This window comes from Herbidospora solisilvae, assembly GCF_009901565.1.
Taxonomy (GTDB): domain Bacteria; phylum Actinomycetota; class Actinomycetes; order Streptosporangiales; family Streptosporangiaceae; genus Herbidospora; species Herbidospora solisilvae.
Genome location: NZ_WXEW01000002.1, coordinates 289991 through 311976 on the forward strand (window position 1 = coordinate 289991; position 21986 = coordinate 311976).

General features: G+C 69.3%; 27 protein-coding genes and 1 tRNA gene. 9 read left to right on the plus strand and 19 right to left on the minus strand.

Annotated features, from left to right (window positions below; genetic code table 11):
- The first annotated feature begins 23 nt into the window (after positions 1-23).
- Positions 24-752 (plus strand): LysR family substrate-binding domain-containing protein, encoded by a 729-nt coding sequence (locus GT755_RS07065; protein WP_328794218.1) that lies wholly within the window; start codon positions 24-26, stop codon positions 750-752.
- Positions 753-821: 69 nt separating this feature from the next.
- On the opposite strand, the gene GT755_RS07070 is transcribed toward GT755_RS07065, so the two are convergent.
- Positions 822-1040, minus strand: a complete 219-nt coding sequence (locus GT755_RS07070; protein WP_161478911.1) for a hypothetical protein — start codon at positions 1038-1040, stop codon at positions 822-824.
- Between the two features lie 429 nt (positions 1041-1469).
- Positions 1470-2192, minus strand: a complete 723-nt coding sequence (locus GT755_RS07075; protein ID WP_161478912.1) for a DUF305 domain-containing protein — start codon at positions 2190-2192, stop codon at positions 1470-1472.
- A gap of 226 nt (positions 2193-2418) precedes the next feature.
- On the opposite strand from GT755_RS07075, the gene GT755_RS07080 reads away from it, so the two are divergent.
- From GT755_RS07080 to GT755_RS07090, 3 genes are all read left to right on the plus strand, one after another.
- A complete protein-coding gene (locus GT755_RS07080) occupies positions 2419-3810 on the plus strand; it encodes an LVIVD repeat-containing protein (protein WP_161478913.1) in 1392 nt (463 codons plus the stop codon).
- Between the two features lie 161 nt (positions 3811-3971).
- Complete coding sequence (locus tag GT755_RS41530; RefSeq protein ID WP_407929401.1) at positions 3972-4190, plus strand: helix-turn-helix domain-containing protein; 219 nt, start codon at positions 3972-3974, stop codon at positions 4188-4190.
- Entirely contained in the window at positions 4115-4612 is a 498-nt protein-coding gene (locus tag GT755_RS07090) for a transposase (RefSeq protein WP_328794220.1), read from the plus strand. Before GT755_RS41530 ends, GT755_RS07090 begins: the two co-directional genes overlap by 76 nt.
- Positions 4613-4743: 131 nt before the next feature.
- On the opposite strand, the gene GT755_RS07095 is transcribed toward GT755_RS07090, so the two are convergent.
- Complete coding sequence (locus tag GT755_RS07095) at positions 4744-5607, minus strand: SDR family oxidoreductase (protein WP_202609743.1); 864 nt, start codon at positions 5605-5607, stop codon at positions 4744-4746.
- 153 nt (positions 5608-5760) lie between these two features.
- On the opposite strand from GT755_RS07095, the gene GT755_RS07100 reads away from it, so the two are divergent.
- The 3 genes from GT755_RS07100 to GT755_RS07110 all read left to right on the plus strand — a co-directional run bounded on the left by GT755_RS07100 (position 5761) and on the right by GT755_RS07110 (position 6801).
- Positions 5761-6165, plus strand: coding sequence for a winged helix-turn-helix transcriptional regulator (locus tag GT755_RS07100; protein WP_068897377.1), 405 nt, complete (start codon positions 5761-5763; stop codon positions 6163-6165).
- A 322-nt stretch (positions 6166-6487) separates the two neighbouring features.
- Positions 6488-6643, plus strand: a complete 156-nt coding sequence (locus GT755_RS07105; protein ID WP_161478916.1) for a WYL domain-containing protein — start codon at positions 6488-6490, stop codon at positions 6641-6643.
- On the plus strand, positions 6640-6801 hold the full coding sequence (locus tag GT755_RS07110; protein ID WP_161478917.1) for a hypothetical protein: 162 nt from the start codon (positions 6640-6642) through the stop codon (positions 6799-6801). The genes GT755_RS07105 and GT755_RS07110 overlap by 4 nt, the downstream gene beginning before the upstream one ends.
- Before the next feature lie 486 nt (positions 6802-7287).
- On the opposite strand, the gene GT755_RS07115 is transcribed toward GT755_RS07110, so the two are convergent.
- The 9 genes from GT755_RS07115 to GT755_RS07155 form a co-directional block, all read right to left on the minus strand.
- Positions 7288-7440: a hypothetical protein gene (locus GT755_RS07115; RefSeq protein WP_161478918.1), complete on the minus strand. Its 153-nt coding sequence runs from the start codon at positions 7438-7440 to the stop codon at positions 7288-7290.
- 328 nt (positions 7441-7768) lie between these two features.
- Entirely contained in the window at positions 7769-8275 is a 507-nt protein-coding gene (locus GT755_RS07120; RefSeq protein ID WP_161478919.1) for a hypothetical protein, read from the minus strand.
- Positions 8276-8457: 182 nt separating this feature from the next.
- Positions 8458-8529: transfer RNA gene (locus tag GT755_RS07125), tRNA-Val, on the minus strand.
- 33 nt (positions 8530-8562) lie between these two features.
- Positions 8563-9393, minus strand: a complete 831-nt coding sequence (locus tag GT755_RS40450) for a quinone oxidoreductase family protein (RefSeq protein ID WP_328794221.1) — start codon at positions 9391-9393, stop codon at positions 8563-8565.
- A 95-nt stretch (positions 9394-9488) separates the two neighbouring features.
- Positions 9489-9851, minus strand: a complete 363-nt coding sequence (locus GT755_RS07135; RefSeq protein ID WP_161478921.1) for a hypothetical protein — start codon at positions 9849-9851, stop codon at positions 9489-9491.
- A complete protein-coding gene (locus tag GT755_RS07140; RefSeq protein WP_062353650.1) occupies positions 9848-10711 on the minus strand; it encodes a DODA-type extradiol aromatic ring-opening family dioxygenase in 864 nt (287 codons plus the stop codon). Before GT755_RS07140 ends, GT755_RS07135 begins: the two co-directional genes overlap by 4 nt.
- A 12-nt stretch (positions 10712-10723) precedes the next feature.
- Positions 10724-11482, minus strand: a complete 759-nt coding sequence (locus GT755_RS07145) for a citryl-CoA lyase (protein ID WP_202609744.1) — start codon at positions 11480-11482, stop codon at positions 10724-10726.
- Positions 11479-12585: a CaiB/BaiF CoA transferase family protein gene (locus GT755_RS07150; protein WP_161478923.1), complete on the minus strand. Its 1107-nt coding sequence runs from the start codon at positions 12583-12585 to the stop codon at positions 11479-11481. Before GT755_RS07150 ends, GT755_RS07145 begins: the two co-directional genes overlap by 4 nt.
- A 69-nt stretch (positions 12586-12654) precedes the next feature.
- Positions 12655-13464: an IclR family transcriptional regulator domain-containing protein gene (locus GT755_RS07155; RefSeq protein WP_161478924.1), complete on the minus strand. Its 810-nt coding sequence runs from the start codon at positions 13462-13464 to the stop codon at positions 12655-12657.
- A 118-nt stretch (positions 13465-13582) separates the two neighbouring features.
- On the opposite strand from GT755_RS07155, the gene GT755_RS07160 reads away from it, so the two are divergent.
- Positions 13583-14974, plus strand: coding sequence for an amidohydrolase family protein (locus GT755_RS07160; protein WP_161478925.1), 1392 nt, complete (start codon positions 13583-13585; stop codon positions 14972-14974).
- Here the strand turns inward: GT755_RS07160 and GT755_RS07165 are convergent.
- The 5 genes from GT755_RS07165 to GT755_RS07185 form a co-directional block, all read right to left on the minus strand.
- Positions 14959-15873, minus strand: coding sequence for an ROK family protein (locus GT755_RS07165; protein WP_161478926.1), 915 nt, complete (start codon positions 15871-15873; stop codon positions 14959-14961). The genes GT755_RS07160 and GT755_RS07165 overlap by 16 nt on opposite strands.
- Before the next feature lie 14 nt (positions 15874-15887).
- Positions 15888-16139: a hypothetical protein gene (locus tag GT755_RS07170; protein WP_235966186.1), complete on the minus strand. Its 252-nt coding sequence runs from the start codon at positions 16137-16139 to the stop codon at positions 15888-15890.
- 80 nt (positions 16140-16219) lie between these two features.
- Positions 16220-16660: a peroxiredoxin gene (locus tag GT755_RS07175; RefSeq protein ID WP_161478928.1), complete on the minus strand. Its 441-nt coding sequence runs from the start codon at positions 16658-16660 to the stop codon at positions 16220-16222.
- Positions 16661-16726: 66 nt separating this feature from the next.
- Positions 16727-17152: a DUF3052 domain-containing protein gene (locus tag GT755_RS07180; RefSeq protein WP_062334571.1), complete on the minus strand. Its 426-nt coding sequence runs from the start codon at positions 17150-17152 to the stop codon at positions 16727-16729.
- A gap of 122 nt (positions 17153-17274) precedes the next feature.
- Positions 17275-17685: a secondary thiamine-phosphate synthase enzyme YjbQ gene (locus GT755_RS07185; RefSeq protein ID WP_030454529.1), complete on the minus strand. Its 411-nt coding sequence runs from the start codon at positions 17683-17685 to the stop codon at positions 17275-17277.
- A 268-nt stretch (positions 17686-17953) separates the two neighbouring features.
- Here GT755_RS07185 and aceE point away from each other — a divergent pair, with 268 nt between their 5' ends.
- Entirely contained in the window at positions 17954-20701 is a 2748-nt protein-coding gene (gene aceE / locus GT755_RS07190) for a pyruvate dehydrogenase (acetyl-transferring), homodimeric type (RefSeq protein WP_161478929.1), read from the plus strand.
- A gap of 13 nt (positions 20702-20714) precedes the next feature.
- On the opposite strand, the gene GT755_RS07195 is transcribed toward aceE, so the two are convergent.
- Positions 20715-21299 carry a TetR/AcrR family transcriptional regulator gene (locus tag GT755_RS07195; RefSeq protein ID WP_161478930.1) on the minus strand — a complete coding sequence of 195 codons (585 nt, stop codon included), beginning with the start codon at positions 21297-21299 and terminating at the stop codon, positions 20715-20717.
- Entirely contained in the window at positions 21299-21781 is a 483-nt protein-coding gene (locus GT755_RS07200; protein ID WP_161478931.1) for a hypothetical protein, read from the minus strand. The genes GT755_RS07195 and GT755_RS07200 overlap by 1 nt, the downstream gene beginning before the upstream one ends.
- Positions 21782-21986: the final 205 nt, after the last annotated feature.

Below are 21986 nucleotides of genomic sequence, written 5' to 3' on the forward strand. Positions count from 1 at the left end.
CCGGACATCGATACCCTGAGGCGGTGACTGATGGGCAGACCGGCAGGGTGTTCCGGCTGGCGTACGCACCCGGGGTGACCCCCGCGAAATGGGTCAACGTCTGGATCGAGAGGACGCCGGACGTACCGATCACCCTGCTCGCCGCCCCCGCGGCCGAGGTGGTGCGACTCCTGCGCGACGGCGGCGCCCACGCGGGATTCGTCCGGCTCCCGGTCGACCGCGACGGCCTCAGCGTGATCCCCCTGTACGTGGAGACCACGGTGGTCGTCGTCCCCAAGGACCACGCGGTCGCCGCAGCCGACGAGGTGTCTGTCGCCGACCTGACCGACGAGGACGTCTTCCATCCTCTGGACGACACCATCGAGTGGACCGACCGCCCTGGCCTGCCCGCGTTCACCCGGCCGGCCACGACGGCGGACGCGATCGAACTGGTGGCCGCCGGCAGCGGCCTTCTCCTGGTCCCGCAGTCGCTCGCCCGCCTCCACCACCGCAGGGATCTCACCTACCGGCCGGTGACGGACGTGCCGCAGTCCCAGGTCGCCCTGGCTTGGCCGACGGACGCCACCACCGACCTGGTGGAAGACTTCATCGGCGTCGTACGGGGCCGGACGGTGAACAGCTCCCGGGGGCGTGCCGCCGCCGCTCCGGCGGAGAAACCGGCACAACGGCAGGCGCGGAAACCCGCCCAGAACGGCTCCCGCGGCAAGGCCGTGCCGGCCAGCCGTAAAGGAAAGGGCAAACGTCCCCGGTGACAGGGCCCTGTCGTTCTCCGTCTCAAGAGACGGAGCGGATCATGACGCCTGCGACTTAGGAGAGCCTCCTCAGCGGCGCTGCTGATCCGGTGGGGGTGTGGAAACGAGGACGGGACCGGGCTCGACGGTCGGTGTCGTAGAGCGGAAGATGACCCCCAATCCGGCGACCACCAAGGCCACGAGGGCCACGAGACCGATCAGGGCTATGGCGAGGAACATGATCTCAAGCCAGCGATTGGACACATGGGGGAAGACGCGGTGGACGTGCTCCCCGTTGACCGGTGTCACGTCACCGATGCGAAGTGACAGTAGATCCCCGAACTTCGTCCGTCACTGCGAGCGCCCGTCGCCCGAAGCGCAGCGACCCGGAGCGGAAGCGACGTCAGGACGCGTAGCGGCCGGGGGGAGCGCGAGGGGGCGGGAAGCAGCGTGAACGCCTCGACATGGCGCGGCCGGACCACCCTGAAGTGCCTTTGGCCGACGGTGGCGACTCCCTCAACCCGAGGCGTTCGGCGATCGTGATGACGACCGCATCACCGGGCCGAGAGCGCCTGGATCGTCGCACGGGGCAACCGGCGAACAACGCCTGGCTCCACCCCCGCGCCGCCGCGCTTCTCGCACGAGCGGGACCTGGACATCGGTCTCCGCACCCGTCTGAGGAACCGAGGTCAGCACAGGTGCAGGGCGCCACACGCCACCCAGATCTTCAGCGGTCTTCTAGCCGAGCAGGCGTTGGAGGCGGGTGATCTCGGCGCTCTGCTCGGCGACGACGTCCTGGGCCCAGGTGAGGACGCGGTCGTGGGAGCCGTTGATCAATTGGGTTTCGGCCATGGTGATGGCGCCCTTGTGGTGGGCGATCATCAGGGTGACGAAGAGGGTGTCGAAGGATTCCCCCTTGGCGTTGCGGAGGTCGGTGAGCTGGGCGGGGGTGGCCATGCCGGGCATCGTGGCGTGGTCGGCGTGGTGGTCGGGTTCGCGCAGACCCTCTTCTTCTAGCCAGGTGGTCATGGCCTTGATCTCGGGGCCCTGGGCGTCGTAGATGCGGTCGGCCAGGGACTTCAGGCGGGGGGATTGGGCGCGGTCGGGGGCCAGCGCGGCCATTTCGAGGGCTTGGCGGTGGTGGACGATCATGTCCTGGACATAGCGGACGTCGGTGGCGTTGATCGTGGGGGAGGGCAGGGGGGCGAAGGTCTGGCCGGGTGTGAGGGTGGCGGCGACCTCGCCCGGTTTGCCGGGGACGATGACCGGGGCGTCGGTGATGACCTTGGCCGGGTCGGTGGGAGACGAGCAGCCGGTCAAGAGCAGGGTGGCCCCCGCGATGCTCAGGAGAGCTTTGACCGCGGTGGTCCCGGCCTGGCGGAGCGGGAGAGCTCTGAGCACATGGGGATCGGCGCTCGGGGCGGGAACGCGGCTCGTGATGACGGCAGGAGCTCTGCGCATTTCGGTCCTTCCGGCTGTGGTCGCGGAGCGATTGTGCCTGGTCATGATGAGGGGAGATGTGCGCACCCGTCCCCCTTTCGGTCCTCCCGAGGAACCTACGGCCTGGGCTTGTGACAGTAAAGGAGACGGATCGTAGGAAATATGTGACATATTGACGACTTGCTTGAGAGCCTGAGTAAAGAAACCATAAGGGGTGTTTTCCACCTTTTACCCGGAGGTTCCCTCAATGTCCCCCCTCCGCAGAGTTGGGCGTTTACTCGCCGTGCTCGGTGCCGCCGGAGCGCTTACGCTCTCCACGACACCGGCTCAGGCCGCTGACATCCTGCCCCCTGGCGCTATCGACATGAGCGATAACGTTCAGCACGTCGCGAACCTGCCGCGACCCGACTCCCTGCTCACCACCATCAACACCGACATCGCCTTCCAGGGCGACTATGCCTACGTCGGCAACTACGGTGGCTTCTCCGTCTACGACATCAAGCACCCGAAGAAGCCGAAGCTGGTCAGCTCGGTGCTGTGTCCCGGGTCGCAGATGGACATCTCCGTCTACGGCAACCTGCTGTTCGGTTCCGTCGACTCTTCCCGCAGCGACGACTCCTGCACCAGCGTGAGCCAGTCGGCCGCGAACAAGGCGTCGTGGGAGGGCATCCGGGTCTTCGACATCAGCGACAAGGCCAACCCGCGCTACGTCAAGTCGATCGAGACCAACTGCGGTTCGCACACCCACACGCTCGTCCCCGGCACGGACAAGGCGAGCGTCTACCTGTACATCTCCAGCTACAGCCCGTCGGCGTCTTTCCCGGACTGCCAGCCGCCCCATGACCTGATCTCGATCGTCAAGGTGCCGCTGAACGACCCGACCGCCGCCTCGGTCGTCGCCACGCCGAACCTGTTCCCGGACGGTGGCAACCCGGGCGAGAACCTCCCCTACCCCTACCGCACGTCGGCCACCAGCGGCTGCCACGACATCACCGCGTACCCGGAGAAGGGCGTCGCGGCGGGCGCGTGCATGGGCGAGGGCATCCTGCTGGACATCCGCAACCCGGAGGCCCCCGCCGTTCTCGACGTCGTCCGTGACGACGAGAACTTCGCCTTCTGGCACTCGGCCACGTTCAACAACGAGGGCGACAAGGTCATCTTCACCGACGAGCTGGGCGGCGGCAGCGCCGCCACCTGCAACGAGGCGATCGGACCGAACCGCGGCGCGGACGCCATCTTCGACATCGCGGACGGTCAGATGACCTTCCGCAGCTACTTCAAGATCGCCCGCCACCAGGCCGACACCGAGAACTGCGTGGCCCACAACGGCTCGCTGATCCCGGTCAAGGGCCGCGACATCATGGTTCAGGCCTGGTACCAGGGAGGCGTCTCGATCTGGGACTTCACCGACTCCGCCAACCCGCACGAGATCGGCTACTTCGAGCGCGGTCCCGGTGAGAACCTCGGCGACGGTTACTGGTCGGCCTACTACTACAACGGTTACATCTACGGTTCCGAGTTCACCCGGGGCTTCGATGTGCTCAAGATCAACGACCCCCGTACGAACCAGGCCAACAGCGTGAAGATGGACGACTTCAACGTGCAGACGCAGCCGTCCTACAAGGACAAGAAGCACTAGTCAGCCCTGATAGCGGCCCTCGCCTCGTTGGCGAGGGCCGCATTCGCGTCCGATGGTCGTCTCCGCGAAGTCGCCTTCGGCCGGGTGCCGAGCCGAATCCGGCGGGGGAACGAGCAGCTCGCCATCTGCGTCTGGCAGTCCGTCCGGCAGAAGGGAAGACGGTGATCGGTCGGCGCTTTCACATGGCCTACACGATCCAGGGCGTGCGGAAACCGCTGGCGCGTAACGGCTGGTCCTGGCAGGTCCCGGCCCGACGGGCCATGGAGCGGGACGACGGGGTGGTGGCCGGGAGGGTCAAGAAGGTGTGGCCCTGCACGGAAGACTCGCGGCGGCCCGTGGAGCCTGGCTCGTCTTCAAGGACGAAGCCGGATTCTCCATGACGCCGCCGCACGCGACGACCTGGTCACAGCGCGGCCGGACCCCGGTGGCGCGGGTCCGCGGCCGCTCCCGCAGACGGATCTCCATCGCCGCGCTGACCTGCTACGAACCCGGTCGCCGCTCCAGGCTCATCTACCGGCCCCGCCATGACGACGGCCGTCGCGATGGGCGCAAGAACTTCTCCTGGCGCGACTACCGGGACCTGTTGATCGCAGCACACCAGCAGCTCGGTGGCCCGATCGTTCTCGTCTGGGACGACCTCAACGTCCACAAGGCCGCCGACCTGCAAAAGTTCGCCGAGGCCCGGGACTGGCTGACCATCTACTATCTGCCGCCCTACGCACCCGACCTCAACCCGGTCGAGGGGATCTGGTTCCCTCCTGCGACGCGGCCGGCTCTCCATCGTCGCTTTCAGTACCCCTGAACACCTCGTCCAGCGCATCCGGCGCGGCCTACGGCACATCCACGCAGCGAACTCATAGACGGCTGCCTCGCCGAGACCGGCCTGGCAATCAGGACCTACCTGAGCAACCCGGCCACATCACGAGTTCAACCTCAGTAATGCGGGGCGGCCGCGAGTGCCTCGGCCAGGGTCACGGGCGGGCGGCCGATCAGGCGGCGCAAGTCGCCAGAGTCGGTGTACATCTCGCCGCGGTTCATACCGCGGTCAGCGTCAGCGAGGACCTCCGCCAGCTCGGCGGGTAGGCCCGCGGCGCCCAGTACCTGGGCGAAGTCGGCCACCGGGAGGTCAGCGTAGGTAACCCGCTTTCCGGCCGCAGCGGAGATCGCGGCGGCGAGCTCGGTCGGGGTGAAGGACTCGTCGCCGCCGAGCTCGTACACGGCGCCGGTGTGGCCTTCAGTGGTGAGGACGACCGCTGCGGCCTCGGCGTAGTCGGCGCGGGACGCGGCGCTGATCCGCCCCTCGCCTGCGGCGCCGACGACCGCGCCGTTCTGCAGGATCTGCGGCAGTTGGCTGGTGTAGTTCTCCAAGTACCAGCCGTTGCGCAGCAGCACGCTGGGGATTCCGCGGTCCCGCAGATACGCCTCGGTCTCGCGGTGCGTGGCACCGATGACGGTGGTGGCCGTGTCCGCGTGCGTCGTGCTCGTGTACGCCACTAGCGACACGCCTGCGGATGCCGCGGCGTCGATCACGCGGCGGTGGTTGGCGACCCGCTCGCCCACGGGGACCGAGGCCGAGATCAGCAGCAGCCTGTCCGCTCCCGCGAATGCCTCGGCCAGGCCGTCCGTGTCCGCGAAGTCGGCGCGGCGTACGGTGATGCCTCGGTCGGCCAAATCCTTGATCCCGGCGATGTCCCGGCCGGTCGCGATGATGTCCGCGGCCGGGATCCCGCGCCGCAGCAGTGCCTCGACGGTGAGCCTGCCCAGCTGGCCGGTGGCTCCAGTGACGACGATCGGCATGATGGTCATTCCTTCCTTCCGCGCGTGCCTCGCACGCCTGCCGCGGTCCGTCCGCCACAGGATGGAACACAGAATGACCTGCACACTCTCTGTTGGGGAGTAGCCACTTCTTGGTAGGGTACTTACCGCAGCGAAAGCATTGAGGTGAGCCGTATGGCTGCTGTCGAGAATGCGACCGGGCCCATGCCGTCATTCGATCCGTACGAGCGCGGCTGCCCGTCGCGGGACCTGCTCGACCAGATCGGCAGCAAGTGGGCGGTCCTCGTACTGGGCGAACTCGGCCGGAACGGGACCTCCCGGTTCGGTCATCTCCGGCAGGCGCTGGCGGGCGTGAGCGAGAAGATGCTCACCCAGACGCTGCGCACCCTCGAACGCGACGGGCTGGTCAGCCGGACCGTCTACCCAGAGGTGCCGCCGCACGTGGAGTATGAGCTGACCGCGCTCGGCCAGACGCTACGGGAACCGCTGAAGGCGCTTACGGAGTGGTCCGTGCTGCACATCGAAGAAGTCATCACCGCCCGCGAAGAGTACGACGACCGCACTGAGCGCACCAGGTAATCAGCGGCGGCCAGCGGTGCGGTCATAGACGGCCGCCTCGCCGAGACCGGCCCGACAATCAGGCCCACCTAGGCCACCCGGCGACATCACGAGTTCAACCACATGTGGTCTAAGGGTGCGCAAAAGTGCTACCACTCTGTCGCGGGTCGTCACCCTCTTGCCCGCCGGGCCTGTTCAAACGCGCGGCGCGGTCACGCAGGTAGTAGACGACGCCACTGCTGCGACGGCACCCGCCACGTCCTGTCGACGAGCATCATGCCTGTCTCCGAGGGCGATCCGGTCGACCAGCTTGAGGCGGCGATCCGGGACCAGCGCCTTGGTGATGATCACCTACGTTGCCGGGAACGGCGACTGGACCACCCGAGTGATCGAGCCGCACGCCATCAGCTACTCCGACGCCGGGCACGCCGGCGTCCGCGCCTACGACCGGCTGCGTTCCGCGATCCGCGCATTCCGCGTCGACCGCATCGATCCTTGACGGTCCTGCCTGAGGCCTTCCGCGCCGTCCCGAGTGAGGACGCCCGGGAGCGCGCTGCTCTCGCTCGCATCAGGGCCGAGATCGCCGACATGGACGAGTCCAGCTACCACGGCAACAACGCAATGCGCTGGACCCCTGACTGTCCGGTCCTTCTCTGACTGATTCCCCGGGAGGGCGTCCGCCGCACCGCATCGTGGGACCGCGCCGAATACCGGGGCAAGGACGGCCTCGACACCACCCTGGGGCAGGCCGAGCTCTACACCTCCACCCCGGCCTGGCACGGCCTCGGGACCGTGATCCCCGGCGGCACCGACAACATCGACGACGTTCCTGATCACGGGCGGCATCCGGTTCGAGGGTCGAGAAGCGCGCAGTCCGGTACAGCTTCATGACCGACGAGGACGAGAAGCCCGAGCTGCGCACCGCCGCCGACCACTTCGTGACCGTCCGCACCGACACCGGCGACCCACCCGGCCTCACATCGAACTCCCCGCGATTCGCGGGAGCTCCCTGGTCGCGGCAGAGTACAAACGGCGAGCCCCGACCCAAGCGCGAGTTGGGACGGGGCTCGTGTCTGCAGCCAACCGACGATCGGTTCAAGTGGCGAAACGCTGGTTTGTCCGGATCGCCGGAGGCTCGGCCGTTTAGACGTCCATGCACCACATCGGCTTGCCGTCGATCGTGCAGGGGTACCACTCGCCGCGCTGGGCGTTGGCGGGGGCCGCGAGGACGGCGAAGGTGGTGAGGGTGACAGCGGCGGTGGCGGCGAGGGCGGCGGCGCGCTTGAGCGTGCGCATGGGGATCTCCTGTTGTCGAGGTGTCCTTGTTGACGGATCTCAGTAGACAGGGGGGCCCTTGGGGATCACTTCCACGCAACTTGGTGGGCGCTTGAGCCCCAATGCAGACGCAGGTCACAGAGGTAAAGGGCGCCACGTCGTTGACAGGATGTCCTTCTTCGTGGGCGTTTCCGGAGACCGGAGTTGCGCGAACCCCTGACCTGCATGCGATCCCGAACTGCACGCCGAGATGGTCGTGACCGCAGTTGTCGGACTTGTTCTCGGCTCGCAGTCTCGACGGAAGGAAGCGATGTCGGTTCCCTGGCGGCCGCGGCGTCGGAGAGGCGCATCAAATTCGATCCTCGATCGCGATGGCGTCATGGGCCTGGCGAAGACGTCCGCCCCACTCCTCGTCCGTGATAGGCGCTGGCTCGCCTCCGGAGAGGACCGCTTCGACAGATCCTTCACGCCGGCGTAGGGCGTATTCGACTCCGAGCCGGAGTTCCCGCCTGAACGACGTCGACTCGCCCTGTTCCAGTGCGCGGTACTCGGCGGGCTCTACGTGGGCATTGGCGGCGACTGACTTCTGAGTGCGACGCGCGCTGCGCGGAGCGTCTGCCCAAGTCGCTTCCACATGTCCCGTCGTATGGTCTGCGATGTCCATTCGGGCCGCGAATGCTCGCCGGCCGTTATCGCGCACATTGTGCAACGGGACAAGGTCGCGGATGGCGCGGTACTCGGCGATCTCCGCTGCCTGCCTGGTGGGGTACTGATCCCAGGCGATGCGGTGAGCGCCGTACCACCAGGCCGAATTCTGTCTGTGGCTGACCATTCGAAGAAACAGGTCGTCGGTCACGCCTACGTAGAGGATTTCCCTTACCGGTCGTAGATCCGATAGGTGTAGCTGCTGCCGCCGTGGTGGGGGAGGGGGTCGGGGGCGTAAGCAAACGATCTTGATCAGGCGGGTGGTCGCTCAGCAATGCGGCGATTGGGAAAGACAAAACCCTCCACCTGATCATGCAGGTGAAGGGCTATTTGTGGGCGGTACTGGGTTCGAACCAGTGACCCCTCGCTTGTAAGGCGAGTGCTCTACCGCTGAGCTAACCGCCCCGGACCGCTTACACCTTACGGCACTCCCCAGCCCTAAGGCACCTCGGTAACCCGCACGACCGCACGCCCGTCCCGCGTCCCCTCCCAAGCCGCCCCAACGTCATCAAGCCCGACCACATAGTGATCAACCGCCAGCTCCCCCCGAGCCGCATGCCCGAAGACCGCCCCCAGCGCAGCAGCCCTCTGCTCCCGGCTGACGGCATTGTTCGAGTACCCCAGCACCGAAACCGCCCGGCTCCGCAACACAGCCGACGACAACGTCGCCGAATCGGACGCCGACCCGCCCAGGTTCACCAGCCGCCCCCCAGGGGCAAGCACCTGCAGAGCCGCCAAGGCAGGCTCCCCGAACACCGGATCGATCACCACGTCAGCCGCCCCGACAACCTCGCGAAGCCGGCCGGCCAAGGTCGAGACAGGCTCCAGGGCGATACACCCCGGCCGAGGCGCCCGGGACACCCCCACCACGTCACCCGCACCCAGCAGCCGGGCCGCCCGCAGCGCCACCTGCCCCACCGCCCCGCCGGCTCCCAGCACCACCACCCGCTCCCCGCGCTCCAGCCGCGCCCGCCACGTCAACGCCAGCCACGCCGCCACCGCCGACAGGCCCAGGGACGCCGCCACGACGTCGTCGCACCCGTCCGGCACGCGGACAAGATCCGCAGAGGGCACCGCGCAGACCTCGGCCAGGCTTCCGTCGCCCGGAGCCATCCCGGCCGACGTGGGGAACCACACCCGCTCCCCGTCAGGCGTGACCCCGACCCCCTGCACCCCGGGCACATAGGGCAGCGCGGGCTCCCCGAAATACGACAGACCGGTCGCGCACAGCAGGTCCAGGGGAGTGATCGGCGCGCAGGTCACGGTCACGAGAACGTCCCCGGCCCCCGCAAGAGGCCGGGGGACGCTCCCCACCACCGGCGGGCGGCCGCAGGACTCGATCAGGGCCGCCCGCATCGGTGAGCTCATGTGGCGATGTCCGGATAGGGGAGGGAGAAGTGGGACAGCCGGGCGGCGTACTCCTTCTGGAACGCCAGCGGCTCCTCGTAGTCGCGTTCGAACATCGCGATGAACAGCGTCAGCGTCAGGAACGGGTGGGCGCCCAGTTCGAAAAGGCGAACGTAGTCGTGGGAGGTCAGCGCCTCACGTTCGACCGGGTCGAACGACAACCACGTGCTGGCTTCCCCGCCGTGGCAGTTCAGGATCTCGTTGGCGATCGTCGACTCCCACCACGCCACCGTCTCGTGGGGCGCGGCGCGGTAGCGCTCGACCAGGTCGGGGTCGCGGTCGACGGTGAACAGGAACTTGTTCAGCAGGTACTTGCTCATGCCGGGACCCCGTTCGGATACCAGGTGAAGTAGGCCTCCATCGTGTGGAACAGGTCGAGCGAGTCGGCGTAGTCGGCCTTGGCGCCCTCTCCGGCCACGCCCATCATGAGCATGAAGTCCATGAACCCGTGGGTGGCGTTGCCGGGCGTCCACAGGGAGTCGAGGGTGACCTCGGCCAGGGCCCGTTCGATGTCGCCGGAGGCGATCCACTCGACGGCCTTGCGGTCGAACTCCGGGTCGGGGCCGTGGGGGCCGAACTGCCTCGGGCCGCCGAGTTCGAGTGACAGGTGGCCGGTGCCGATGACCGCGACCCGCAGGTCGGAGGGCCAGGTGTCGATCAGGCGCCTGATCGCGTGGCCGAGTTCCACGAAGCGGGCCGGTCTCGGCAGGGGCGGGGCGAAGATGTTGGTGTAGATCGGCACGATCGGGAGGTCGGCCTCGGGGCGCAGCGTGATGATCGGGCACGTGATGCTGTGGTCGATCCGCAGCTCGTTGGAGAAGGCCAGGTCGAAGCCCTCGTCGAGGCCGCCGCGCAGGATGTGGGACGACAGCTCCTCGTGGCCGCGCAGCAGCATGCGGGGCAGGCCGAACTCGCGCTCCTCGTTGTACCAGTTGGCGTCGTAGAAGGGCGCCTTGCCCACCAGGAACTGCGGCATGTTGTCGAGCCACAACTGGTGGAAGTGGTCGGAGCCGACCATGACCAGCACGTCGGCGCGGGCCCGGGTCAGGGTCTCACGGAAGGCGGTGATCTTGGCGACCCACTCGTCGGCGAACGGCGGGCGCTCCTCCGGGGGCGCGGTGCTGGCCTTGTAGTAGAACGGGTGGTGCGTGGACGCGATCACGGCGGCCAGTGTTGCCATGGAACACCTTCTCTACGGTTCGTACGTCGCGTTCCGGTCGACGGTCAGGTAGACATCCATGCCGATGGGGCGGCGGCGCTCCTCGGCCAGGTGACCGAGCAGGCCGGCGGCGCGGGCCAGCAGGGCGAAGCCGCGCAGCAGGTCGACCGGGAGGCCGAGGTCGGCCAGGGCCGCCCCGCAGACCCCGGCGCCGTTCAGCGGCAGCCTGCGGCCCAGCACCTCGGGGTGCACCCGCCCGATGGCCTCGAACAGCGCCAGATGGGGGCCGAAGACCCCCTCTTCGCGGGCCAGCGCGAACAGCACCGGCGTGCGGGGGTCCTCCTCCTTGTGCACCGGGTGTCCCAGGCCGGGGATCAGCCGCTTCTCGGCCCGTGCCTCCCGTACGGCCTCCAGCGCCACGTTGTCCCAGCAGTCGTCCCCGTTGGAGAACTCGACCAGCTCGTGGAGGAACCGCCCGGCGTCCTCGGTCACGCCGAGGAACCGGGAGCCGCCGCCCAGCAGCCCGGCCGCCAGCGCCCCCTGGACGCTCTCGGGGGCGCTCAGCAGCGTCAGCCGGGCCGCGATGGCGGTCGGGGTGAAGCCGTGGTCGGCCAGGGCGACCAGGACCGCCTCGAACACCCGGGTCTCCCCGGGGGTGGGGCGGCGTCCGGCCACCAGCCAGAAGGCCAGCTCCCCGAAGCCGACCTTGCCCATCAGGTCGTGGGCCAGGTCGTGCCCGAGCAGGCTGATGGAGTCGGCGTCGGACGTGCCGATGCCGGTGGGAAAGTTCATCGCAGCCACTTCCTGATCTCGTCCCCGTGCTCGTCCAAGGCGGGCGGCGGCAGCCGGTAGCCGGCGGGAGTGCCGGAGAAGCGGATCGGGTGCCGCACCGACGGCACGCCGCCCGGTTCCACCACCGGCTCCAGGCCCAGGCTCTCGGCCAGCGCGACCCCTTCGGTCACCGTGTTGATCGGGCCGCAGGCCACCCCCGCCGCGCTGAGCTCGGCGAACAGGTCGGCTCGCGTCCGCTTCCGCAGCTCCGCGACCAGCAGCGGCTTCAGCTCGGCCCGGTTCGCGGTGCGATCTCTGGTACGCGCGAAGCGCGCGTCGTCGGCCAGTTCGGGCACGCCCAGGACCTCGCACAACCTGCGGAACTGCCCGTCGTTGCCCGCGGCGACGATCAGGTCGCCGTCGGCGCACTCCAGCGGCTCGTAGGGGAACAGCGACGGGTGGGCGTTGCCCATCCGGTGGGGGGTGACCTCCCCGGCCACCACGGCGCTCGAATGGTTCACCAGCGCCGACAGGGCCGACGACATGAGGTTGACCTCGACGCGCTGGCCGCCGCCGGCGTAGAGCGCGGCGAGGATGCCCGACACGGCGTGCAGGCCGGTGATCACGTCGAACACCGACATGCCCGCCCGGTAGGGCGGGCCGTCGGCCGAACCGGTGAGGCTCATCAGCCCCGAGACCGCCTGCACGATGAGGTCATACCCCGGCAGGTGGGCGCCGCCCTCGGCGCCGAAGCCGGTGATGGAGGCGTACACCACCTTGGGGTTGCGCTCCCGGACCGCCGGATAGTCGAGCCCGTAGGCGGCCAGGCCGCCGGGCTTGAAGTTCTCGATGAAGACGTCGGCGCGGGCCGACAGCTCGTGGGCCAGGGCCTGGTCGGCGGGGTCCTTCAGGTCGAGGGCGACCGAGCGCTTGCCCCGGTTCACCCCCAGGTAGTACGTCGAGACGCCGTCGCGCTCCGGGGGCAGCCAGTTGCGGGTGTCGTCGCCGCCGGGCGCCTCGACCTTGATGACGTCGGCGCCCATGTCGGCCAGCAGCATCGTGGCGTAGGGCCCGGCGAGCACCCGGGAGAAATCGGCCACGAGGATGCCGTCGAGTGCGCCCATGAGATCCCTTCGTCCGTTAAGCGGACAAGTGTCCGCGAGCCCGAGTCTTGTCGGGCGGCGAAGGTGGTGTCAAGCGGAGACCTGGGAGACCGACTGGGGGATGGACTCGTGGAGGGCCACGTCGGCGCCGATCGCGCCGGCCGTGCGCAGCAGCGCGGGAAGGAACTCCTCGGTCAGCGTCTCCATCGAGGTCTCGGCCGAGTGGGCGTTCACGTTGATGGCCGCGATCACCCTCCCGTGGCCGTCGCGCAGCGGCGCGGCCACCGAGCGGATGCCCGGCGCGAGCTGCTCGTCGGTCACCGCCCAGCCGCTGGCCCGGACCGCGCGCAGCACCGCGTGGCGTTCCTCGGCCGAGGGGCGCCAGCGGGGCGTGATGCCCGACTGGCTCGGCGTCTCCAGCACGGCGTCGGCCTCGGCGGTCGGCAGGGCCGCCAGCAGGACCTTGCCCAGCGACGTCTGGAGCGCGGGGAACCGGGTGCCGATGCTGACCGACAGGGTGACGATCTTGGGTACCGCGACCCGGGCGACGTAGACGATGTCGGAGCCGTCGAGCTGCGCGATCGAGCACGACTCGCGGGTCAGCGCCGAGAGTTGCTCCAGGTGGGGCCGGGCGATCTCCCACAGGCCCATGGAGTGGACGTAGGCGACCCCCAGCTCCAGCACCCGGGGCGTGAGCGCGAAGCCCCCCTCGGCGGCCCTGACGTAGCCGAGCTCCTCCAGGGTCAGCAGGATGCGGCGGGCGGTCGGGCGGGCCAGTTCGGTGGCCGTGGCGACCTCGGTGAGGGTCATCACCCGCTGGCGCGGGCCGAACGCCTTGATCACATCGAGTCCCCTGGCCAGCGCCTCGATGAAGTCGGGTCCGGTGTCCTTGCGTGGCATGGGTCGACTTTAGACCGCCCCGCGTGTCTTGACATCGGCGTAGGGGGCTCGCATTGTTGCATTCACATTTCTGCGACCGCCAGGCGGACATCGGTCCGCGACTCTGGGAGGCAGCTTTATGCCCATCGTCCTCCGCAACGGACTCGTGCTGACCATGGACGACCGGCGAACCGTGCTGGCGCGCGGCGACGTGCTGGCCGACGGGGAGGACATCGTCGCCGTCGGGCCCGATCTGGAGGTGCCCGAGGGCACCGAGGAGATCGACGCGTCCGGCGGCATCGTCATGCCGGGCATGATCGACACCCACCGCCACCTGTGGCAGACCGCCATGCGCGGCTACGGCGCCGACTGGACCCTCACCCAGTACTTCGTCTGGTACTACCTCGAATGGGGCAGGAAGTTCCGCCCCCAGGACGTCTACGCGGGCAACCTGCTGGGCGGCGTCGAGGCCCTCGACGCCGGGGTCACCACCACCGTCGACTGGTCGCACGGGCTCCAGACCGTCGACCACGCCGAGGCGGCCGTCGACGCGCTGGAGGCGGTCCCCGGGCGGTTCGTGCTCGCGTACGGCAACATCCAGCAGGCCCCCTGGGACTGGGCGCCCTCCGCCGGCCTGCGCGACTTCATAGGGCGGCGGTCATGGGGCGACATGCTGGGCCTCCAGCTCGCCTTCGACGTCACCGGCGACCCCGCCTTCCCCGAGAAGGCCGCCTTCGAGGCCGCCCGCGACCTCGGGCTCGCGGTCACCACCCACGCGGGCGTGTGGGGCGCGACCAACGACGACGGCATCCGGCTCATGTACGAGAACGGCTTCATGACGCCGGAGACGACCTACGTCCACGCGGCCACCCTCAGCCCCGACTCCTATCACCGGATCGCCGCCACCGGCGGCTCGGTGTCGGTCTCGACCGAGAGCGAGCAGAGCGCCGGGCAGGGCTACCCGCCCACGTGGCAGCTCCGGCACCACGGCATCCCCGTGTCGTTGTCGATGGACACCAGCGTGTGGTGGAGCGGCGACCTGTTCTCCGCCATGCGGGCCACCCTGGGCGCCGACCGGTCCCGGGAGCACCTGGAGGCCCACCTCAGGTCGGAGACCGTGACCCACTGCCACCTGCGGGCCGAGCAGGTCGTCGAGTGGGCCACCCGCGGCGGCGCGGCGGCCCTGGGCCTGTCGGACAGGATCGGCAGCCTGGAGCCCGGCAAGAAGGCCGACGTCGTCCTGATCAAGAACGACGCCTCGCCCGTCATGTTCCCGATCCTCAACCCCTACGGCCACATCGCCTTCCAGGCCCAGCGCGGCGACGTGCACACCGTGCTCGTCAACGGCCGGGTCGTGAAGCGCGACGGCCGGGTCGAGGGCGTGGACGCCGCCCGCGCGGCGGTCACCCAGACGGTCGACCACCTGATGAGCGAGCTGGGCGACGCCTGGCTCTCCGGAATGAACCCCGACATCCCGGAGACCAAGATCCTCGACAACCCGTACATGTATACGAACTACAGGTCGAGCTGAGGGGCCCAGTCGCGGACTCCCGCCGCGCGCCAGCCGAGGATGCCCGCTCCCAGCATCCCCGCGCGGACGCCGAGCGCCGTCTGGCGCAGCGGCGGGGGCTTGCGGAAGCTCAGGCGCTCGGTCATGCGGTCTCTGAGCGGGGTCAGCAGGGCCTCGCCGGCCTCGCCGAGGCCGCCGCCGATCACGATCATCGCCGGGTCCATGAGCAGCGTGTACGACGCCAGCGAGATCGCCAGCGCCTCGACGGCGTCGGCCAGGACCGCGTAGGCGTGGGGATCGGAGCCCGCCTGGGCCATGACGTCGACCGCCGTGGCGGGCTTGCCGGTCCGCTCGGTGTAGCGGCGGCCCAGCGAGGCCGCCGAGGCGTAGGTCTCCAGGCAGCCGGTCTGGCCGCAGGCGCACCGCTCGCCGTCGGGCCACACGGGGGTGTGGCCGATCTCGCCGCCCCAGCCGTTGACGCCCCCGTAGGGCTCGCCCTTGATGATCAGGGCGCCGGCGATTCCCGTACCGATGGGCAGGAAGAGGAAGTCGGTCACGTCGCGGCCGGCCCCGAAGACGCTCTCGGCCAGGCCCGCCGTCCGGACGTCGTGGCCCAGGCTCACCGGCAGCCCCTCGGGTACGAACGCGGCCGCCGGCACGTCACGCCACCCGATGTTGGCCGAGAACAGGGCCGTGTCGGCGTCGACGATCCCGGGCACCGCCAGGCCGACGCCGCGCGGCGGCCCGTCGCCCGAGGCGGCCAGTTCGGTCACGTAGGCCCGGATGTTGGCGACGACGGCCTCGGGCCCGTCTTCACGCCCGGTCGCACGCCCGGGGAAAACGGTCACCTCGCCCGATTCGCTGACGAGGCCGCCCTTCATCGATGTCCCGCCCACATCCAGGGCGACCACGTAACTCATCCGGACATCTAATCTCACGACCGGCCGAGTACGCGAGACAGGGCCGCCTCCACCTCCGCCGCCAGCTCGGCCGGCACGGAGGGCCGCCGGTGGTCGCGCCGGGGGCCGCCCTCGCCGGCGTTGCGGATGTGGCCGCAGGAGCGGCACTCCACCTCGCCCAGGCGGCAGACCAGGGTCGTGGAGCCGCACGAGAAGCAGGTGTCGAGTTCGAGATCGTGGGCCCGCTGGCAGTCCGGGCAGATCAGGACCTGGGCGTCAGAGCGCACCCCGCGCCTCCACGGGCTCGCGCCACGAACCGGGTCGGTCTGCCGGGCCCCGCATCGGTAGCAGGGCATGTCGGCCTCCCCTACAGCTCGCTGAGGACTTTCCGATAGTCGGCGACGTCGCGCGGCTGCCCGATCGCGGTCGCGACCGTCCAGCGCACCACGCCTTCGGCGTCGATGACGAAGGTCCCCCGGGAGGCGACCCCCTTCACCTCATCGAAGACACCATAAAGACGCGCGACCTGACCGTGGGGCCAGAAATCCGAGAGCAGGGTGAGGTCCCAGCCCTCGCGGTCGGCCCAGGCCCGCTGCGCGAACATCGAGTCGACGGAGACGGCCAGCACGACCGTGTCGCCGAACCCGTGCAGATCGTGAAGTTCCGCCTGGCAGACGCCGGTGAAGGCGAACGGGAAGAAGACGAGCAGCACCTTCCGGCCGCGCAGGCCCGAGAGCCGGACCGGCGTGCCGTGCTGGTCGGTCAGCTCGAAGTCGGGCGCGGGAGACCCGGCGGTCAGCATGTCCATGATCGCTCCGCCCGTAGTGAGCCTGCCGTACGGCGGCGGCCGTACGGCAGGACGGGGCCCAGCCGGCTAGCGGCGGCCCTTGAAGACGAGTCTCGTGCCCGACCAGTCTCTGGCCGCGCTGATGCTGCTGGTCTGCGCGAGGCCGGCGGTCGTGGCATCCTCGCCGATGTCGCTCGGCTCGACATGGCCGTCACGGCCCGCCTTGGGGGTCAGCAGCCAGATCTGGCCGCCGTCCGCCAGCGCCGTGGTCACACCGCTCAGGATGTCGAACAGATCGTCGTCCCCGTCGCGGTACCACAGGAGCACCACGTCGACGACCTCTTCATAGTCCTCGTCGACCATCTCGTTGCCGGTCAGCTCCTCGATGGACTGACGAAGCGCCTCGTCGCTGTCCTCGTCCCAGCCGACCTCCTGCACCACCTGACCCGGCTTGAGGCCAAGTCGTTCGGCCAGGCCGCGCTCGCCCTGCGCCTGACCCGCGGTCGCGCTCACTCTCATCCCTCCTGCTCGGATCGACCCCGCTCGGAAACCGCTGCGGGTATCGTTCGGCACAGTCCACACGCTGTGACCCATCGTCGTCAACGGTCGCCACGGTCAGTGACCCGCACCGTTATCTACGATTCGGACAAATAGGACAAACGAACACGACGTTCCATGTTGTCCACGTTGAGATCCACGATGGCGATCGACTGCCAGGTGCCCAGAGCCAGCCGCCCCCCGATGACGGGCACCGTCGCATAGGGCGGAATCAGGGCCGGCATCACGTGAGACCGCCCGTGGCCCCGGGAGCCGTGGGCGTGCCGCCAGCGGTCGTCGGCCGGGAGCAGGTCGCCCAGCGCGGCCAGCAGGTCGTCGTCACTGCCGGCGCCCAGTTCGATCAGCGCCACGCCCGCCGTCGCGTGAGGGACGAAGACGTTGAGAAGGCCGTCGCCTCCCTGGTCTCCGACGAACCTCGCGCATTCCGCGGTGATGTCGTGCACCCGTTCCCGGGAGCCCGTCCGCACCTCGATGACCTGAGATCTCACATCGGGATACTAAGGTGCGGCCTGCCCGTAAATCGGGGTCGTGCGACCAGGTGAGGGACAACCTAGGTCAAAACGTTACGCTGACGAAGTGAGCACACCCGGTGGTGGCGGGATGTGCAAGCTTGGGCGAAAATCGTCCTACCATCGGTGGTCTAGGCCAAAGACCACCCGGTTACCCCGCGGTAGAGATGCATCTTCCGCAGGGAGCAGCCAGGATGGAACCCGAACCCTAGACCGACAAAAGTCCATTCTCGGAAGGCGAGACCCAGTGGCTTCCGGACGCCAGCGTTTCTCGATCATCAGTGACGGCCTACCCAGCCAGTTCCCTGATGTCGATCCAAGCGAGACCCAGGAGTGGCTTGAGTCGCTCGACAACGTCGTCAGGACGGAGGGGCGAACCCGAGCGCGCTACCTGATGCTCCGCCTGCTCGAACGGGCGCGTGAGCACCAGGTCGGCGTCCCGGGTCTGCGCAGCACCGACTACATCAACACGATCGCCCCCGAGCGCGAGCCATGGTTCCCCGGCGACGAATACGTCGAGCGGCGGATCCGCGCCTACAGCAGGTGGAACGCCGCGATCATGGTGACCCGGGCCAACGCCCGCACCAACGTGGGCGGCCACATCGCCACCTACGCCTCCGCGGCGTCCCTCTACGAAGTGGGCTTCAACCACTTCTTCCGCGGCAAGGACCACGGCGAGTCGGGCGACCAGGTGTTCTTCCAGGGCCACGCGGCCCCGGGGATCTACGCGCGCGCCTTCCTCGAGGGCCGCCTCACCGAGAACCAGCTCGACGCCTTCCGGCAGGAGCTGTCCCACGGGTTCAAGGGGCTGCCCTCCTACCCCCACCCGCGCCTGATGCCCGACTTCTGGGAGTTCCCCACGGTCTCCATGGGCCTGGGCCCGATCGGCGCGATCTACCAGGCGCGGTTCAACCGCTACCTGCACGACCGCAAGATCAAGGACACCTCGCGCAGCCACGTGTGGGCCTTCCTCGGCGACGGCGAGATGGACGAGCCCGAGTCGCTCGGCGCCATCGGTCTGGCGGCCCGCGAGGAGCTCGACAACCTGACCTTCGTCATCAACTGCAACCTGCAGCGGCTCGACGGCCCGGTCCGGGGCAACGGCAAGATCATCCAGGAGCTGGAGTCCTACTTCCGGGGCGCCGGGTGGAACGTCATCAAGGTCGTCTGGGGCCGTGACTGGGACCCGCTGCTGGCGGCCGACGTCGACGGCGTGCTGGTCAACCAGATGAACACCACGCCCGACGGCCAGTTCCAGACCTACTCCGTCGAGAACGGCGCCTACATCCGCGACCACTTCTTCGGCGGCGACCCGCGCCTGCGCAAGATGGTCGAGCACCTGTCCGACGACGAGATCCGCAAGCTCTCGCGCGGCGGCCACGACTACCGCAAGGTCTACGCGGCGTTCAAGGCGGCCCGCGACCACGTGGGCCAGCCGACGGTCATCCTGGCCCAGACGATCAAGGGCTGGACGCTGGGCAAGGACTTCGAGGCCCGCAACGCCACCCACCAGATGAAGAAGCTGAGCAAGGCCGAGCTCAAGGAGTTCCGCGACCGGCTCTACCTTCCGATTCCGGACAAGGACCTCGAGGGCGACCTGCCGCCCTACTACCACCCGGGTCCCGACAGCGACGAGATCGCCTACATGAAGGAGCGCCGCCACGCGCTGGGCGGCTTCCTGCCCAAGCGGGTCGTGCGCGCCAAGACCCTCAAGCTGCCGGGCGACGACGCCTACAAGCAGCTCTCCAAGGGCTCGGGCAAGCAGAACGTCGCCACCACCATGGCGTTCGTCCGCCTGCTGAAAGACCTCATGCGCGACAAGGAGATCGGCCACCGCTTCGTGCCGATCATCCCCGACGAGGCCCGCACGTTCGGCATCGACGCCATGTTCCCGACCGCCAAGATCTACTCGCCCTACGGGCAGACCTACGAGGCGGTCGACCGCGACCTGCTGCTGTCCTACAAGGAGTCGACCGAGGGTCAGATCCTCCACGAGGGCATCACCGAGTCGGGCTCGATGGCCTCCACGATCGCGGTCGGGTCGTCGTACGCCACCCACGGCGAGCACATGATCCCGATCTACATCTTCTACTCGATGTTCGGCTGGCAGCGCACGGCCGACCAGATGTGGCAGCTCGCCGACCAGATGGGCCGGGGCTTCCTGCTCGGCGCCACCGCCGGCCGCACCACCCTGAACGGCGAGGGCCTCCAGCACGAAGACGGCCACACGCCGCTCATCGCCTCGACCAACCCCGCCGCGATCTCCTACGACCCGGCGTGGGCCTACGAGGTCGCCCACATCGTGCGCGACGGCCTGCGGAGGATGTACGGCGAGAACGCCGAAGACGTCTTCTACTACCTGACCGTCTACAACGAGCCCTACCAGCAGCCCGCCGAGCCGGCCGGCCTCGACGTCGAGGGCCTGCTCAAGGGTCTCTACCTCTTCGCCCCGTCGCAGGGTGACGGCCCCAAGGCCAACATCCTGGTGTCGGGCGTCGCCGGGCCGTGGGCCCTGGAGGCGCAGCGCATGCTGGCCGAGGAGTGGGGCGTGGCCGCCTCGGTGTGGTCGGCCACCTCGTGGTCGGAGCTGCGCCGCGACGCCCTCGCGTGCGAGGAGTACAACCTGCTGAACCCTGAGGCCGAGCAGAAGGTCCCCTACGTCACGACCAAGCTGTCGAACGTACCCGGGCCCTTCGTGGGCGTCAGCGACTACATGCGGGCCGTACAGGACCAGATCGCGCAGTGGGTGCCGGGCGACTGGACCTCGCTCGGGACCGACGGCTTCGGCCTCTCCGACACCCGGTCGGCGCTGCGGCGGCACTTCCACGTCGACGCCGCCTCGATCACGCTGGCGGTGCTGACCCAGCTCGCCAAGCGCGGCGAGGTCAAGCCGGAGACGCTGAAGGACGCGATCGCCCGCTATCACCTCAAGAACGGCGTCACCGAGATCGGCACCACCGCCGAGTCGAACGACACCGAGGCGATGGGCGTCTGAGCCCACCCGTCTCTCAGAAGGCCCCCGAGTGCTTCGGGGGCCTTTTCGTTTCCGGTACCCCCCAGAGCCGGGCCAGCAGGACGAGGAGCGGCCCGGCGGGGTCGGGCTCGTCCGGGTGGTCCAGGGCCCACCGGTCGACGGCCGCGAACACCCCGGCCGTGGCGGCCTCGATGCCCGGGACCACGTCGACCAGCCCGATGCGGGTCGCGTCGGCGACCAGGTCGGCGATCCAGCCGTCGCTCCCGGAGCCGCCGCCCGCCGCCAGCACGGCCCGGTCGTCGGGGTGGTCGCGCAGGTGGGCCGACAGGCGTGCCGAACCCGAGCGGAGCCGCTCCCACAGGTCGTCGGCCGATTCCGCCGGCCGCCACGGGCCGAGCACACGCAGCGCCCGTGCCGAGGCGTCGGCGACGACGGCCGACCACAGGTCGTCCTTGCCGTCGAAGTAGTGGTAGGCCGAGGTCTTGGAGATGCGGGCGTCGGCGATGATCTGGTTGAACGAGGCCGCGTCCTTTCCGTCACGGGCGAAGTGGGCGCGCGCGACCGCGAGGATCGCGGCCCGGGACCCGGCGGGCAGCCGGTCGAAGCGAGGCAGCGGCATCAGGTTCCCAGGGTGTGCCGGAGGCGGGACGTCATGATCCAGTGTGCCGCCCACAGGGGGACGGCCACGGCCCCTCCGGCGTAGCCGGGCAGGCCGGGGAGCAGCGACAGGATCTGGAAGGCGCACCAGCCGTACCCGAGGATCGACCACCACCGCAGGAACCCCGGCGTGACGCGCCCGGCCAGCGCGGCGCGGACCCTCCCGACGATGAAGAAGTCCTCGGTGAAGTTGTACGGGATCGCGAACATCCACCACACCGCCCCGGGGCGGTCGGCGCCCGCCAGGACGAGGGTGCGCTCCAGGGCCCGGCAGTAGAGGGCGACCAGGCCGAAGAAGACCGCGACGAAGGCCGTCCCGCCGACCGGCCCGGCGGCGGTGACCTCGCCGAGGATGCCCGTGCCCCAGTGGGGGGCGTAGAGCGGGTGGGCGATCAGCGCGGTGACCAGCACGGTTCCGGTGATCTTGACTAAGGCGGTCTGCATGTACTGATGGTACACACACCTGGTTCCCGTCTAGTGGAACCCGTCGTAGCGGCGGCCGAGGCGATGACGGCGGCCAGGGCGTGGCCGGTGCAGGAGGCCCCCTCCTGGGTGAGGACCCGCCGGCCGGCGCGGTCGTCGACCACGTCGGGCGGCGGCCGCAGGAGGGGGCGGTACGGGAGGCCGCGGGCGGGACGGCTCTGCCATG

Coding starts and splice junctions, on each gene's coding strand:
- GT755_RS07135 (WP_161478921.1), bottom strand. CDS start 9,851: ATGAGCAAGTACCTGCTGAACAAGTTCCTGTTCACCGTCGACCGCGAC.
- GT755_RS07200 (WP_161478931.1), bottom strand. CDS start 21,781: ATGCAGACCGCCTTAGTCAAGATCACCGGAACCGTGCTGGTCACCGCG.
- GT755_RS07080 (WP_161478913.1), top strand. CDS start 2,419: ATGTCCCCCCTCCGCAGAGTTGGGCGTTTACTCGCCGTGCTCGGTGCC.
- GT755_RS07100 (WP_068897377.1), top strand. CDS start 5,761: ATGGCTGCTGTCGAGAATGCGACCGGGCCCATGCCGTCATTCGATCCG.
- GT755_RS07075 (WP_161478912.1), bottom strand. CDS start 2,192: ATGCGCAGAGCTCCTGCCGTCATCACGAGCCGCGTTCCCGCCCCGAGC.
- GT755_RS07140 (WP_062353650.1), bottom strand. CDS start 10,711: ATGGCAACACTGGCCGCCGTGATCGCGTCCACGCACCACCCGTTCTAC.
- GT755_RS07160 (WP_161478925.1), top strand. CDS start 13,583: ATGCCCATCGTCCTCCGCAACGGACTCGTGCTGACCATGGACGACCGG.
- GT755_RS07155 (WP_161478924.1), bottom strand. CDS start 13,464: ATGCCACGCAAGGACACCGGACCCGACTTCATCGAGGCGCTGGCCAGG.
- GT755_RS07115 (WP_161478918.1), bottom strand. CDS start 7,440: ATGCGCACGCTCAAGCGCGCCGCCGCCCTCGCCGCCACCGCCGCTGTC.
- GT755_RS07165 (WP_161478926.1), bottom strand. CDS start 15,873: ATGAGTTACGTGGTCGCCCTGGATGTGGGCGGGACATCGATGAAGGGC.
- GT755_RS07150 (WP_161478923.1), bottom strand. CDS start 12,585: ATGGGCGCACTCGACGGCATCCTCGTGGCCGATTTCTCCCGGGTGCTC.
- GT755_RS07095 (WP_202609743.1), bottom strand. CDS start 5,607: ATGCCGATCGTCGTCACTGGAGCCACCGGCCAGCTGGGCAGGCTCACC.
- GT755_RS07145 (WP_202609744.1), bottom strand. CDS start 11,482: ATGAACTTTCCCACCGGCATCGGCACGTCCGACGCCGACTCCATCAGC.
- GT755_RS07195 (WP_161478930.1), bottom strand. CDS start 21,299: ATGCCGCTGCCTCGCTTCGACCGGCTGCCCGCCGGGTCCCGGGCCGCG.
- GT755_RS07105 (WP_161478916.1), top strand. CDS start 6,488: ATGATCACCTACGTTGCCGGGAACGGCGACTGGACCACCCGAGTGATC.
- GT755_RS07175 (WP_161478928.1), bottom strand. CDS start 16,660: ATGGACATGCTGACCGCCGGGTCTCCCGCGCCCGACTTCGAGCTGACC.